13 protein-coding genes are annotated in these 15,492 nt (G+C 44.2%); 5 read left to right on the forward strand and 8 right to left on the reverse strand.

Annotation, left to right across the window (positions count from 1 at the left end; translation table 11 throughout):
* Window positions 1–14: 14 nt before the first annotated feature.
* The 4 genes from AK822_RS08510 (at window position 15) to AK822_RS08525 (ending at window position 2,991) form a co-directional block, all read left to right on the forward strand.
* The gene (locus AK822_RS08510) at window positions 15–656 is read left to right on the forward strand and encodes a CDP-alcohol phosphatidyltransferase family protein (RefSeq protein WP_060491308.1); all 642 of its coding nucleotides are present in this window, start codon (window positions 15–17) and stop codon (window positions 654–656) included.
* Window positions 657–706: 50 nt separating this feature from the next.
* On the forward strand, window positions 707–1,516 hold the full coding sequence (locus AK822_RS08515) for a sterol desaturase family protein (RefSeq protein ID WP_060491309.1): 810 nt from the start codon (window positions 707–709) through the stop codon (window positions 1,514–1,516).
* 238 nt (window positions 1,517–1,754) lie between these two features.
* Window positions 1,755–2,309, forward strand: coding sequence for a carboxymuconolactone decarboxylase family protein (locus tag AK822_RS08520; protein WP_060491310.1), 555 nt, complete (start codon window positions 1,755–1,757; stop codon window positions 2,307–2,309).
* A gap of 28 nt (window positions 2,310–2,337) precedes the next feature.
* Window positions 2,338–2,991 (forward strand): DsbA family oxidoreductase, encoded by a 654-nt coding sequence (locus AK822_RS08525; protein ID WP_060491311.1) that lies wholly within the window; start codon window positions 2,338–2,340, stop codon window positions 2,989–2,991.
* A gap of 192 nt (window positions 2,992–3,183) precedes the next feature.
* Here the strand turns inward: AK822_RS08525 and AK822_RS08530 are convergent, their stop codons facing one another.
* From AK822_RS08530 to speB, 6 genes are all read right to left on the reverse strand, one after another.
* A complete protein-coding gene (locus tag AK822_RS08530) occupies window positions 3,184–3,795 on the reverse strand; it encodes a TetR/AcrR family transcriptional regulator (protein ID WP_060491312.1) in 612 nt (203 codons plus the stop codon).
* 185 nt (window positions 3,796–3,980) lie between these two features.
* Window positions 3,981–5,516 (reverse strand): aldehyde dehydrogenase family protein, encoded by a 1,536-nt coding sequence (locus tag AK822_RS08535; protein ID WP_060491313.1) that lies wholly within the window; start codon window positions 5,514–5,516, stop codon window positions 3,981–3,983.
* A gap of 179 nt (window positions 5,517–5,695) precedes the next feature.
* Entirely contained in the window at window positions 5,696–7,102 is a 1,407-nt protein-coding gene (locus AK822_RS08540; protein ID WP_060491314.1) for a YjiH family protein, read from the reverse strand.
* Window positions 7,086–8,894 carry a D-lactate dehydrogenase gene (gene dld / locus AK822_RS08545; RefSeq protein WP_060491315.1) on the reverse strand — a complete coding sequence of 603 codons (1,809 nt, stop codon included), beginning with the start codon at window positions 8,892–8,894 and terminating at the stop codon, window positions 7,086–7,088. Before dld ends, AK822_RS08540 begins: the two co-directional genes overlap by 17 nt.
* A gap of 157 nt (window positions 8,895–9,051) precedes the next feature.
* Entirely contained in the window at window positions 9,052–10,785 is a 1,734-nt protein-coding gene (locus AK822_RS08550; RefSeq protein WP_060491316.1) for a 5-guanidino-2-oxopentanoate decarboxylase, read from the reverse strand.
* 109 nt (window positions 10,786–10,894) lie between these two features.
* A complete protein-coding gene (gene speB, locus AK822_RS08555) occupies window positions 10,895–11,863 on the reverse strand; it encodes an agmatinase (protein WP_060491317.1) in 969 nt (322 codons plus the stop codon).
* Window positions 11,864–12,096: 233 nt separating this feature from the next.
* Here speB and AK822_RS08560 point away from each other — a divergent pair, with 233 nt between their 5' ends.
* Window positions 12,097–12,996 (forward strand): LysR family transcriptional regulator, encoded by a 900-nt coding sequence (locus tag AK822_RS08560; RefSeq protein WP_060491318.1) that lies wholly within the window; start codon window positions 12,097–12,099, stop codon window positions 12,994–12,996.
* A 40-nt stretch (window positions 12,997–13,036) separates the two neighbouring features.
* On the opposite strand, the gene AK822_RS08565 is transcribed toward AK822_RS08560, so the two are convergent.
* Window positions 13,037–14,806 (reverse strand): potassium/proton antiporter, encoded by a 1,770-nt coding sequence (locus AK822_RS08565; protein ID WP_060491319.1) that lies wholly within the window; start codon window positions 14,804–14,806, stop codon window positions 13,037–13,039.
* A gap of 214 nt (window positions 14,807–15,020) precedes the next feature.
* Window positions 15,021–15,356 carry a GlpM family protein gene (locus AK822_RS08570; RefSeq protein WP_228138995.1) on the reverse strand — a complete coding sequence of 112 codons (336 nt, stop codon included), beginning with the start codon at window positions 15,354–15,356 and terminating at the stop codon, window positions 15,021–15,023.
* Window positions 15,357–15,492: the final 136 nt, after the last annotated feature.

The raw sequence follows: 15,492 nt of genomic DNA on the forward strand, positions 1-15,492 counted from the left end.
CAAAAGGCAAGCGCATGCTAGATAAATTTCTTACGCCCATGATTAAGCCGATACTAAGCCCTGTCGTCGTTGTCTTGCATAAACGCGGTATTACGGCTGATCAACTCACGGTGGCAGGCTTTTTAATCGGTATATTAGCGGTGCCGTTACTCGCGTTTGAGCTTTGGTATGGCGCACTGGCAGCCATTGCATTAAATCGTATTTTTGATGGTCTTGATGGCGCTTTAGCCCGTTATGCAAAGCAAAGCTCAAGCGCAGGCGGCTACTTAGATATTACGCTCGACTTTTTATTTTATGCCGCCATCCCGCTGGGTTTTATCTTGGCAAATCCTGAACAGAATGCCATTGCTGGCGCTTTATTACTCGCGACCTTTATTGGCACAGGCTCTAGCTTTTTAGCGTTTGCCATTGCTGCGGAAAAGTTTAAACTGGATAAACCACAGTTTAAATATAAAAGCTTTTATTATTTGAACGGTTTGACGGAAGGCACCGAAACCATTGCGCTGTTTGTCGCCCTTTGCCTTTGGCCGCAGCACTTTGTACTACTCGCAGGTATTTTTGCAACGGCCTGCGCGATTACGATTTTTACCCGTATCCATAGTGGCTATCATACCCTGAAGCAGTTAGAGACTGATACCATAGTCGGTTCAAAATAAAAAAATATGGTCACAATATCCTGCTGGTTTAAACCCTCAAGAGGTAAGTAATGACTAACGAAGTATGGTGGCGGCTTGGGTTCTTTTTAAGCATTTTAGTGATTATGATGCTGATAGAATGGCTCATGCCTGCACGTCAAGCACCGATCAAAAGCAGCAAACGCTGGTTCGCTAACTTTGGCTTGGTTTTTATCTCGTCAGTTATTGCTCGTCTAGCGGTGCCTGTCGGTCTAACGGCTGTGGCGCTGTATAATCAGCAGCATGGGATTGGTCTATTTAATATTATCGATTTGCCAAGTATTGTCGTCGTCATACTAAGCTTGATATTGCTCGACATCATCATTTACTGGCAGCATCGATTATTTCACCGCGTACCTATGCTATGGCGTTTGCATAAAGTCCATCACGCTGATGCACATGTCGATGCCAGTACAGGGCTTAGATTTCATCCCATTGAAATCGTTTTAAGCATTCTAGTGAAGCTCATTGCCGTCAGCTTATTGGGTATTCCTGCCATCGCCGTATTGATATTTGAGATTGCGTTAAATGGCCTAGCAATATTTAACCATGCCAATATTCGCCTGCCACCTGCGCTTGAAAAACCGCTGCGCTTAATATTGATGACGCAGATTTTGCACCGTATTCATCACAGCCAACGCGTTAGTGAGACCAACTCAAACTATGGCTTTAGTGTCATCTGGTGGGATTGGATTTTTGGTAGTTATAAGGGTAAAGTAAAGCAGTCTGATAATGAGCTAGATATTGGGCTAAAAGAATACCCAGCAGCCAAACAAAATGCCTCGCTATGGGGATTGTTAACCATGCCATTTAGCAATGACTTGGTTAAGAAAAATAAATAACTGTCGTGATGCCGCCTAGCTTTGAATGTAAGTCAAAGTTACAAACAACTTGAGCATTCACTCAAATATTATTTGAACGATTGCTCAAAATGGATTATAGTGGCTGCAGTTGTTGAGCGACTCACGAAAATCTCACTTATAAAATTGAGTATTCACTCAACTATATAATAGGTTCTCAAGTCGCTTCTACACACTTACTTTTACAACAATTCACTAATAATGATTAAAAGGTTTTAATATGACTGAATTTACCCTACACGATAAAAATACAGCCCCAGCAGAAAGTAAAGATTTGCTTGATGTATCTATCAAAGCATTTGGCAGAGTCCCAGGTCTACATGCCGTCATGGCTGAAGCACCTGGGCTATTAGAAGGCTATCAACGCCTGCATCAGTTGTTTTTAGACAGCAGTTTTGATGATGAGGAAGTCACGGTCGTATGGCAAACCATCAACGTCGAACATGAGTGCCATTACTGTGTACCCGCTCATACTGGTATCGCCAAAAGCATGAAAGTGGATGACGCAATCACTGATGCATTACGTAATGAGACACCTCTGCCAACTGAAAAACTAGAAGCATTACGCGACTTTACGCTATCGGTCGTTCGTGATCGTGGTAATGTAAATGATGACGCAGTGCAAGCGTTCTTAGATGCAGGCTTTACTAAACGTCAGATTTTGGAAGTGGTTCTTGCAGCGGCTCAAAAAGTGATGAGTAACTACACCAACCATTTGGCCAACACGCCAATCGACAAGCCTTTCCAAAAGTTTGAATGGCATAAAGCTGTCTAATTATATAAGAACCAAATAAGGAGCCACTATGAGTGATTTAAAAAAGCCATTACGAATAGATATCGTGTCGGACGTGGTCTGCCCTTGGTGCGCTATCGGCTATAGTCAACTAGCCGAGGCATTAAAACAAACCAACACTCCGCACGAGATTCACTGGCATCCATTTGAGTTAAATCCTAATACGCCGCACGAAGGACGAAACTATCGTGAGCATATTATGGAGAAGTACGGTACGACTGCTGAAGACATTCAAGAGAACCGAGCTAGAATGACAGAAGTAGGTGCTGAAGCTGGATTTGATTTTCAGTTTACCGATGACTTTCGTACTTACAATACTTTTAATGCGCATCAGTTGCTGCATTGGGCTGATCAGAAAGGACGTATACACGACCTAAAACAAGCATTGTTCGTCGCACATTTCGTCGATAATAAAAGTGTGGCTGACAGTGCTGTACTTGCAGATGTTGCGGCCGATGTTGGACTGGATCGTAGCGAAGCACTAGCGGTCTTAAAAGATCAGCGATTTGCTGCAGCGGTAGAAAAAGAAAAGCAGCATTGGCAACAGCAAGGCATTCAAAGTGTGCCATCTATGGTTTTCAATGAGCGTCATTTAATTAGCGGCGCACAAGGTATTGAAAATTATAAAAGCATTTTGCAGCAGTTAGCTGACATGCCAGACTAAACCATGAAGTCATGGTTTAGTCTTCAAAACTAAGAGTTTTAGAAAAGCTAAGGGTTTTAGAGCTACTGTATAGTCTCGGGCTATACAGTAGCTCTAAAACCCTTTTTTCATACCAAAAATATCTTAGCAATCAGCCTTACTTAATCGGCAATAACCCTTTAGCAGTGCTTATTTTCAAATGGTCAACATGAACTACACGCCAACAGGCTTATCAATACGCAGCGCTTCTATAGAGAGCGCCATATCTTCAGCCAACGCTTGCACCGCTGCACTCTCGACATCACGCTGCGCAAAAGCACGCAGCCCCATAATTTCCGCCTGTAGTCGTCGTCCAAGCCTAGTCGCGTCGAGCTCAGTATCAAGCTCACCCAGCCGCTGTGCTTCGGTAAAGTAATTTATAAAACGCAGCTCCATACCTGCCAGCAGCATTTCAACTTTTTGTAGCGCTGTCTGCTCACGAGCACCAAGCTCCAGTAAGCTTTTGACCAGCATGCAAGCCTGACTCGGCAGCCCTTTATCACGAATACCGCCCAGCTGACGCACGAAAGCGGCTAACCCCAACAGCGGCGATTGATAAGCGCTCATTACCCGCTCAAGCTCACTCAAACCTAGACGAGCATAGTAGTCTAACGCTTCTTGAAATAATCCATCTTTACTGCCGAACGCAGCGTAAATGCTTCCTGGACGCATATCGAGCGCCTCTTCTATGTCTTTTAACGAAGTAGCATGAAAGCCTTTTTGCCAAAAAAGCTGTAACGCGCGTTCTAAGGCATCCTGACGGTTATAAAGTGCGGTACGTGACATAGTTTTTCCATCTCAAAAGCTGTAATCTCATATAAAAATAAGCACAGCGAGAAAATTTGAATGATTGCTCAATTTTATATCGAATGGCATTCTTAGTCCAGTAAAGTTAATTTACAAAGCAAATATCTTATTTAGCCATTGGTAGCAATATTAATGGCTAAATAAGATATGAAAGCGCCCAACGTTTAATGACTCAATAGTACATGCTTGCTTTTTTGATACGCAGACAAGCCATCTACACCCAGCTCACGACCGATACCGCTTTGCTTAAACCCGCCCCATCCTGACTCTGGCAGTACAATTTGCTGTTCATTGATCCAGATATGACCCGCTTGAATCTGTAGCGCCATCTCTACGGCCGCCGTTTCATCAGCGCTGACAATGCTCGCGGCCAAAGCAAATTGGCTATCATTGGCTAAAACAATCGCCTCGGCATGGTCGGTAAACGTTTGACTCACTAAGACTGGCCCAAAAACCTCTTCTGTCCATAACTGACTGGTCACTGGAACATTGGTATAAATCGTCGGCATCGCAAAATACCCTTGCCGATTTAAGACCTCACCACCTGTGAGACAAGTCAGGTTTTCGGCAGTAGCAATGTCGAAATATTTTTTTACTTGATTCAGCTGCTGCTCACTAACCAGTGGACCCATTTGCGTGTCAGTGTCAAAGCCATCACCAATTTGCAAACTTTCTGTCTTAACTTTTAATGTGTCGAACAACGACTGAGCAATGCTTTCATGAACAAGCAGTCGTGAAGTGGCTGAACAGATCTGACCGGCATTGGTAAATATACCACCGATAATCAAATCACAAGCGTGGTCGATATCAGCATCTGCACATACGACGATGGCTGACTTACCGCCCAGCTCTAGACTGATATCTTTGATACCTTTTGCCGCTTGGCTCATTACCTTTTCACCAACGGCGTTGCTACCAGTAAAAGAAATTTTGTCGATTAATGGATGGCAGGTCATGGCAGCGCCCACTTCAGCTGCACCCGGTAAAATATTAACGACTCCTTTCGGTAGTTTAATAGCAGACAATATATTGCCCAGCATCAACTCTGGCAATAATGTCACCTCGGAGGGCTTTAATAGCACCGTACAGCCTGCAGCCAATGCAGGAGCTAACTTCCAAGCAGTGGTCACCATTGGGAAATTCCATGGGACAATGAGGGCGCAAATACCAACAGGTGCATACGTTTTTAGCAAACGTATGCCTGACTCGCTGGTGGATACCTCCGACCAAGTCGCTTGTTCTGTGATGAGATTGGCATAATAGCGATAACAAGCAATAGCATCGCTCACGTCTATTTTTGCCTCTTCAATGGGCTTACCATTATTTAACACAGACAATCCAACCAATTTGTCAAACTGCTGCTCCATCTTCTCGGCAATGGCATTGAGATACGATGCACGCGTGCTTACGATGGTTTGCGACCAAGATGGATACGCCGCAGAAGCCGCATTGACTGCCATTTCTACCTGTACCTTGGTACACAATCGAGTGGTAGCGATGATTGTTCCCGAATTTGAATCATATAAGTCATAACTTGAATCATGATTTGAATCATAGCTATCAGCGTCAGCAGTATCGGTAGCAGGCGCTTCAATAGTCATCCATTCGCCATCTATATAGGCTGCATTTAATATCACTTCATCTTGAATTGTTTGGATGGCGCTTTCTCTCGTTAAAATGTTAGCATTCGTCATTTCCATGATGGTCAATCACCTTATATGGTTTGATATAATTGTTTTTATACCTATTGTCTTTGATTGTATTTATAAGTGTCTCTGTCAATCATTGGCTAAGTAATCGGTTTATCTAACTAAAGAATAAACCGATTATTTGGCACATTATCGTTATACTAGAGGCTGGGTTGATATTGGCTACATGGCTAATACAGTAGATGCGCTACTGAGGTAATCACCACCAAACTGATCAGAGTACGAAGAATAAAAATCATAAACAGCTCTAACACATTAAGCTTGATGTTTGATTTCAAAATCAGCGCGCCCACTTCAGACATATAAATAATCTGAGTAATAGAACATGCACCAACGATAAATCTTGTCATCTCACTCTCAATACTTTTACCGACCAAGGCTGGCAAATACATATCCGCAAAGCCCATAATCATCGCTGGAGCCGCCTCTGCTGCCTCTGGAATCTGTAATAAATCCAGCAATGGCACTAACGGTGTAGACAACCATTTAAACACAGGCGTATATTCGGCTAAGCCCAGACCAATCGTACCAATTGCGAAAATCACGGGGATTAGCCCAAAATAGATATCGAATAAATTCTTTACACTACGTTTGAACACTTGACCCAGACTTGGCATTGAGTGCGCGCGCGTCACAGCACGATTGACCGCCCATTGGTAGGTGGTGTACTGAGCAGGAATCCCTTCATCGAGCATGCTTTTGCCAGAATGATAGGTATCAGGCTTTAAGGAAAGTGGCGGTATACGCGGCATAATAATCGCGGCGATAAAGCCTGTTAAAGCAATGGTCAGATAAAAATAAACAAAGTTATCGTCCACGCCGATGGTTTTGGCGACGACATAAGTAAAAGCGATCGAAGTCACCGAAAAAGTCGTCGCGATAATCGCCGCTTCACGCTGGCTATAGTAGCTTTTATCATACTCCTGCATAGTGACCAGTAGACCGATAGAAGCTGCGCCAAACCAAGAGGACATGGCATCTACCGCTGAGCGTCCTGGCAACTTAAACAGCTTGACAAATATTTTGCTCGCCAGTGTACCCAAAAACTCCATCAAACCAAAATCCGTCAAAAACGGTAACGATAAAATGGCGAAGAAAAACAAAGGAATCAAAATTGGAATCAAATCTTCGAAAATAACGCCGCCTGTATTACGATTAATAATAAACTCAGGGCCAACTTGCAGATAAATCATCCAGACAAACACCATCCCTAGCAATCGGGCGGTGAGCCAAAACCAATCAACATCGAAGAGTTTTTTGACCATAGAGTCTTCATGTAGGTTGGGCTTTAACACCTTCACAGCCAGCGCCCCAAGAAAGGATGTCGTCACGATTGCCATTGCCACATAAACGACAGAACCGCCCAACAAAGCTTGCAAAGCGTCCGTTAACACACCCAATAAAATTGTAACCTTTCCGTCCCATTGAAACGGTATTATAAATAGTGCAATGCCCAATGCTGAAAACAGCAAAAACTTCCACATTGACGCACGCCACTGCTCTCCTTGCGGCGTTTCTGAATCGACAACATCGTTTCCTAATATCGGTTGCTGCGACTTATCAAGATAATTCGTCATTTAATTCCTCCTTGATGGGCGACGATCGCCAATTTTTCCATTTTGCTGTCTGACCAATGCCTGGATTTAGCGAATTGGTTGGATCTAGTTTTTTATAAAAATTATGTAGTGCAGGTTTTGCGGTATAGACATGACCCACGTTGTGTTCAGCAGGGTACTCTATACGACGTCGATCATAAAACGCCAATAGCTCATCCTTGAATTTTTTTGCATCCACTTCAGGGTATAACAGATAGTCTTGATGCATGACATGACAGAAAAAATGCCCCAAATAAAAGGTTTTACTGACTTGCTTTTGTAAGTTAATAGGTAGCACTTCATCCCAATCTACGGCATTCCTTGGTAAGGCAATGTCGGTAGATAATAGCTCGCCAAATGTTGTGTGGTTAAGATTATGATAACGAAACATGGCAGCGGTTGCCGCACTACGAAACACCAATAATGCTTGGGATTCTGCTGCTGTACAAAGATGTACGACGCCTTGATGCTGCTGCATATTAGACTGTAGAAATGCTTGGGCAGCGGCAATATGACCATGACTGCCGTTATCATCGCTATTATCATCGTCCGTATTATTGCCATCCGCGACTTTAATGATTAAATGATAGCGATAGGAGCGCGCCTGCTTCGCCAAAGAATTGGGTAATGACGGCGGCATGAAAACACCAGTCATTTGTAGCATCCGATCTGGTAAAGTCTGAGGCAGTCGCCATTTATCCAAATAATAGCCAATCTTGGCTTGTAACCGATACAGCGCTCCTATCTTACTGGCTGGCAGTTTTCGCATACTCAAACAAGTATCACGGCCATAGCGCATGGTAATATCGTTGTAATTTTTGTGCATATATTCTGCCAAAATAGGCAGGTTTAGCTCGCTTTTTAACCACTGTTGCCTGAATGTGGTCAAAGTATTGGCGTCATTGGTCGAGATATAGAATGTTTGCTCTTGAGTCGGTTTGGCAAATGTCGCGACTCGAACCGCAAAGACGATGACTTTACCTGCTGAACCAGAGGCTTCATATAATCCGTTAGGGTCATTATTAAATCTAGCAGGTGTGTCTGCCTCGCAATCACGCACCTTGTGTTGATAATGGTGGTTTGTACAGGACTTACTGTTGGCACTCTCTGTATTTTTATTGAACGTGCCAGTTTGTAAGTTTTCAAGCATCTCTTCTGGATCTGCACCTAAATCAATGCCTAAGTGATTGATTAATTCAAACTCACCCATGGCATTACGTTTGGCAAATAGCGACATCTCGGTATACGCCGGACCACGCTGCACCAACATACCGCCAGAGCTGTTGCAAATACCGCCAATCACCGAAGCACCAACACAACTTGAGCCCAGCACTGAATGCGGCTCACGCCCTAATGGCGCAAGCTGAGACTCCAACTGCTGGAGGCTAGCCGCTGGCAAAGCAACAAGCTCTGCTGCATCATTGAGCAGATGAACACCGCCCAATCGTTGCATAGAAATCACGACGACTGCTCGATCGTACTCTCCGTACGGTGTCGAGCCTCCGGTCAACCCTGTGTTAGCAGCCTGTGCAATAATAATCGCATCAGCCGCCGCACAGAGATTAATGACGCGCCATAGTGCCACAAGAGAGTCTGGTATCACAACTGCCGCGACAGCATCGGTGATAGAAGCAATCGCCCCTTGTGTATACGACTGCTGCTGGCTGGGTTTGGTCAATACATTGGTCGCGCCAACAACGGCGGATAAATCCGTTAATAAGCTTGCCAGCGAGGTGCTCAAGCGACCAGACGAGCGGTTAGCATGTGGCATCATAGACGTTCTTCCTTGAGCGACCAGCCTTTATTATGCTTAGTGTTGGTATAGTTGGTTCAATATAATTTAGATACAAGGAAGGCGAGTGAAAGTACTACAAATAGTAGACTAAGCAAGCCTGACACCGTATCTGATTTATATAGGATTAACTATATTGTTAGCTAAAGCAGGTGAACGTTTTACCCATTTCAATCAAAAAGTCATCGGCTTCATCAACTTCATAAATGAAAGGCTGCTTGCCGTTGATATCCTTTTGCAAGGCGTCTAGTAATTGCTGCTTATCGGTAATTCTGCGATAACCTGCACCAAATCCTGCTGCCAGCGGCTCAAAGTTCGGCGTCTTAATATTAACCCCGATTAGTGGCAATCCACCCTCTTCCATATAACGACGAATTTCGCCATAGCCTTGGTTGTTCCACAGCAGCACAATCAATGGCAGCTCAAGCTCAGCGGCGCAGATAAGTTCTGCAATCGTAAACTGAATACCGCCATCGCCAATCAAGCTGACCACTGGACTATTTGAACCAATCATGGCACCAATGGCAGCAGGCAAACCATAACCTAACGTGCCAAACCCTGTTGACGAGTTAAACCATCGACGCGTCGCCAATGCCTCAAAACCAAGATTGCCGCTATAGACAGGCTGCGTTGAATCACCAACGAAGATGACGTCTTTTACTTCATTTCGAATCAATTGAAGTAGCGCATTTTGCCCAGCAAAGTCTGGTGTCATTCCTGCTAATAGTGCTTTTTTTGCCTCGTTTACTCGTGATACCGCTTGATGATTTAACGCCTGACCCTTTAAACGACTACATAGACCACTTACCGCCATTTGCGCATCGGACAATACCGCGATATCGGCTCTAAAAGGACGCTGTAATTGCTGAGCATCGCAGTCGATACGAATCAGCGTGCCATTGATTTTGAACTGGCCGTTAAAGAACACATCATAATCAGTTTCACCCAGCTCAGTACCAATCGCCAACACCCAATCAGCCTCAGCAATAACGGCGCGACCTGCCTCTAATGACTGATTGCTACCCAAACTTAATGGGTGGCTAGGTGGCAGCAAACCTTTGGCATTGATGGTCAAAAACGTCGGTGCATCGATAAGCTCTGCTAGAGTCTGCGCGTCATGATCCACATCGACGCAGCCACCGCCATAAAGCACCACTGGATTTTTTGCCGCTTTTAGAGATTCAACGATCAAATCTAATTGCGCAGGATTGGGCAGCGGTCTCATTACTTGAGGTAACGTTAAACCATGTGCATCAGTTGAATTTTTTACAAAGTTATTTAAATAAGGAGTTAAATCAGAAGGCTTTGCGACATGGCTGGCATCGGCGGTAATCACATCAATGGGCAACTGGATATGTACTGGCCCCGGACGTGCGCCATTAAATAATGCAAACGCTTCAGCGATGACCTTGGGTAACGATTCAGGCTGCCAAATAGTTTTGCTCATGAGTGTAACCTTACTGACCATGCCTTGCTGATCGTGCAATTCATGCAAGTGCCCTTCACCGCTGCCCGTATCTGCCACTTTATTAACACTAGAAATCACTAGCATCGGTATAGAGTCTGCCAACGCCTGCGCCATGGCTGTCATGATATTGGTCATACCGGGGCCTGTGATAATAAAGCATACCCCGACTTTGCCAGACGCGCGGTAATAGCCATCAGCCATAAACCCCGCGCCTTGTTCATGACGCGGCGTCACGTGGCGGATGTTGGTGTTTGGTAGACCACGATATAGCTCGACCGTATGCACACCCGGAATACCAAATACGGTCTCTACCCCATAATACTCTAGCCACTGTACAAGCAACTCACCACATGTCAGAGACGGCTTGGCGGGCGCTGAAGAAGATGTTTGAAGCGTTTGCGTCATGAGTTAATCATCCTAAAAAGTTCAATCGCGTTTAAATAAGTTGTTCAGTGTCAAACCCAAGCTGTCCTTTAATCCCTTATAAAAAGCAGCTTGCGATTATAAATTATTCTTAATACACCGCCTTTACCTTATCGTCATAGCGCACACCCGGTAAGATACATAGCATCTCAAACAGTAAGTTTGCCGCCAATACAGAGGTGTTACCAAAGGGGTCGTAAGGAGGAGACACTTCTACTAAATCGCCACCGACCACATCAAGTCCGCGCATACCGCGAATGATTTCTATCGCTTGCGTTGAGGTCAAGCCGCCGATTTCAGCAGTGCCCGTACCCGGTGCAAACGCAGGATCAATACCATCGATATCGAAACTCAAATAGACGGGGCCATCACCGAGCTTTTCGCGTACTTCTGCCATCAATGGTGTCAGCGACTTGTACCAGCATTCCTCGGCAGGCACCACACGAAAGCCTTGCTGGGTTGACCAATCAAACTCTTCGGCGCTATAGCCTGTACCACGTAAGCCAATCTGTACCACACGATTGCCATCGATTAAGTTCTCTTCGACAGCACGGCGGAAAGGTGTACCATGAGCGATTTTTTCGCCAAACATCTCGTCGTTGATATCTGCATGCGCATCAATATGCACCATGCCGACAGGTCCGTGTTTTTTGGCAAGCGCACGCAAGATAGGCAAGGCAATGGTATGATCGCCGCCCAACGTCAATGGGATAGCACCATGATTCACGATTTTATCGGTATAGAATTTTTCGATGATATCAATGCTTTTTAGAAAATTGAAAGTATTGATAGGCACGTCGCCGATATCAGCAACTTGTAAAGACTCAAAAGGCGCTGCACGAGTGGCGACATTATAGGGACGAATCATGCGTGATTCATCACGAATTTGTCGTGGGCCCAATCGCGCACCACTACGGTTTGACGCACCGATATCTAACGGCACACCCACAAATGCCACATCTAACCCTTCTGCATCAGCTTGAGTTGGCAAGCGCATCATAGAAGCAAAGCCGCCAAATCTTGGCATATCGTTGCCGCTTAATGGTTGATTGAATTTCATGAATCACATCCTTGTTTCAGTTTGTTTAAAATAGGCAATTTTTTATATGCTTTGACAATACCTAAATATTTGAAGTCAGACCATGGTAAAATTTAGAAGTAAACTTCTGGTTTTTCGTAGTAATTTAGATTTAACCGTTATTATCAGAAGTTTGATATAAATTTGATGTTAGAGAAGTGATAAATAGAGGATTTATTTTGATAGACATCATAGCTACTGAGGAATAATGACCGATGCTAGATGAATTGATAAAAATAGACATCAAAACCTTGCGCAGTTTTATGGCGATCGTAGAGTGTCAGGGCGTGACAGCTGCGCAGTCTCGCTTAAATGTGACGACCTCTGTCATTAGTGGTCATTTGACCCATTTAGAAGATCGCTTAGGTATGACGCTTTGTCATCGTGGACGCGCAGGTTTTAAGCTGACAGAAGATGGCGCAGCGGTTTATGAAGCCTGTTTGAGTTTTACCGAAGCGGTTGCCAGCTTTCAACATCAACTGCACTATATCCGCCAATTGGATTCGGTGCGTGGCGGTCATATCCGACTGTGTCTCATTGACCAGATGCCGACATTTTTTTATGATGCCTTGCGCCAATGCTTGGCTGCTAGCTATCGTGACAATCCCCTTATTCACTTTTCTATCGATGTGCAAAGCCCTGAAAGCATGCTAGAGAAGCTGCTAAGCAACGAGAGTGATATTGGTGTGGGATATTTTGGCAGTTTTCCACCACTACTCACTTTTCAGCCAGCATTTATTGAAAAGCAGGTGGTCTGCTGTGGACGCGAGCATCGATTGTTTTATGAATCAGAAGGGTTAACTTTTGAGGATTTGGAACAAAACTATCCATGGATAAAACGAGGCTATATTACCGATTTGAGTATCAATCATGTCCGTCCAAAAACCTTGAGTGCCACTACCTATCATATGGAGGCGACCGCGCAGCTCATTCTGGCGGGTCATCATGTTGGTTACTTGCCTAATGATTTAGCCAAGCGTTATGAAGAAATGGGGCTGATGAAAATACTACTGCCCAATGAGGCCAGTTACGAGGTCAAGCATCATTGGGCTTATCGAGAAAACTTACACAAACAAGTCGCCGAGTTTTTAAGTCAAATGACGCGTCTTTTGTGAATAATGACGGCAAATAGCTACATAGCTACCCTGCTATTAATCACTCTAGATGCTTTAAACCAATGGTTCTAAGCTTTCCTTTGTCATCCACTTCTTTTATGACCAACGACCATTCGTCATTGATGTCGACCGTATCACCCGATACTGGCTTTATCTCTAAGCTATCATTGATATATTCAGCGACCGTTTGATCCCACATGCTTTTGGCGCTGTCCTCAGATTTGAGTTTATCGACAAGCGACTCAGACGCCATAATACCGGTAAAAAACGGCAAATCTCCAAGCTTCACACTTGGGGATAGCAGCCAATCGCCATAAAAATCATCCATGGCTTTATGGTCAAGGGTCGTATCGTTGAAAATCTTAGCAATTTGGGTGGCGTGGTTTCCTGTCATCGCATACCACACCCTATCACCGCATTTGAGCTTGGTATTTTCATCAACAACGATAATATGCTGCCTGCGTACCAAGGCAAAGACACTGATTTCATTAGGGCTTATGCGCTTAGAGATGGCCATTGGATGACGATCAATCGCAAATGCCCCTGACTTTACTTCAAACTCATATAAAGTAATGCTTGCTTTGTCAGATACCCAAACCTCATGCTCTTCTTCTGGATCTTTATTACTAGGAATACGCACTTTGAATAAATTTGCCATAAAAGGAATGGTCGTTCCCTGTAAAATCAAAGACAAAACCACCACGCCAAAAGCAATATCAAACAACATAAAAGCGCCATCTATCCCTGCCATCACCGGTAATATGGCAAGTGTAATAGGAACCGCGCCGCGCAGACCTACCCAAGAAATAAAGCCAATTTCTCTGTCTTTAAATTTAAAGGGTTTCACACTGCTATAGACCGCAATAGGACGGGCAATAAAAATCATAAAAGCAGCAATTGCGACGGAGTAATACCAAACATCAATCACATGCGATGGCGTCACTAATAACCCTAGTACCACAAACAATACCGCTTGTGACAACCACGCAAAGCTATCCATCACCCGCATCACATGCTCAGTTGAGCGCACTTTATGGTTGCCAATTAGCACACCAGTGAGATAAATTGCCAGAAATCCACTGCCGCCAATCAGATTAGTCGCGGCAAAGACTGCCAAGCCAGCAGACATGATCAAAATGGCATACATACCTTCTGCCAAGTGTATTTTTGGTAATAGCCTTGCCAATAAATAACCAAACAGTAAGCCCATGCCCAAACCAAAGCCAAGCTGCTGTAATAACAACCCTAAAAAGCCCAGTATTGTCTGTCCAGCGGGATCAACATTTAAAGCGATTAATCCTGTCACTAGCAAAATAGCCAAAGGATCGTTCGCGCCCGATTCTAGCTCCAGTGTGGCTTGCACACGATCGTTAAGTTTGACGCCGCCATTACGCAATAGCGAAAACACCGCTGCTGCATCGGTTGAACCGACAATGGCCGCCATCAATAAACCAAGTCGCCAATCAACATCCAGTAGCCAGGTGACGAATATACCCAGTATCATTACCGTCGCAAGTACGCCCCAAGTGGCTAAGGTAATAGCAGGCTTGAGACCCACTCGAAATGACTTAAAAGACGTGCGCAGCCCACCATCTAACAAGATACAAGCAAGAGCCGCCTGCCCGACAAAGTTAGCAATACCATATTGGGCGAACTCGATACCTAAAATACCATCTTCGCCTGCCAACATCCCTACGATCAAAAACAACAGCAATAGCGGAACGCCTAAGCGCGCCGATAACGTACTTGCCATAATACTGGCGAAAATTAACAATGCCCCTACGAGATAGATGATATTTAAGGTATCCATCTTTTTTTAAGCCCTATTTTTATAAATTGTAATGAATGGAGTTATCGCGATCATTCTAATTTTAGTTTGCTACAGGTAGCACCATAAAATCACTCTTAAGAATAACATCTACGACCGAATCTATAAAAATTATCTTTAGAAATATGTACTGAATTTCATATATACCTTTGATGTATTGCTCTTTGACAGAGTTTACGTTTTTTTCTAACCACAACTAAGCCTGAATGTACTGCCATGTAAGGACCAAAATCGCTGCGGCTATTGTCCAAGCGACAACGCCGAACAGTAATGCCTTATATAAGCTGACGTAACCGATGCTAAAAAACACCACAAAGGTATAAATAAGGTGCGGTATGACACCGAGCATACTAAATATTAATGCGACTTTTAAATCAGCGGGGCTACGCTCAGTACCCACAACAAAGTGACTGATTAACGTAAATGTGGGAAACAATGGCGCGAGCGCTGCCAAATAAAAAAATCTGGTTTGCGCGAATAATTGAATCGCCAATACCATTAAAGCACCAATAAGCATTTTTAACCAAATCACGACGGGGTCATCTCCTATGGAATGATAAGGGCTGGAAATAGCCCAATCCACCATGATACTAAAGTCTGCAAACCGACATAAGAGCCATAGCTGATTAATTAATCTATATAATAAAAAAGTGCAAAAAACCCCATCT

The organism is Psychrobacter sp. P11F6 (assembly GCF_001435295.1).
Taxonomy (GTDB): Bacteria; Pseudomonadota; Gammaproteobacteria; order Pseudomonadales; family Moraxellaceae; genus Psychrobacter.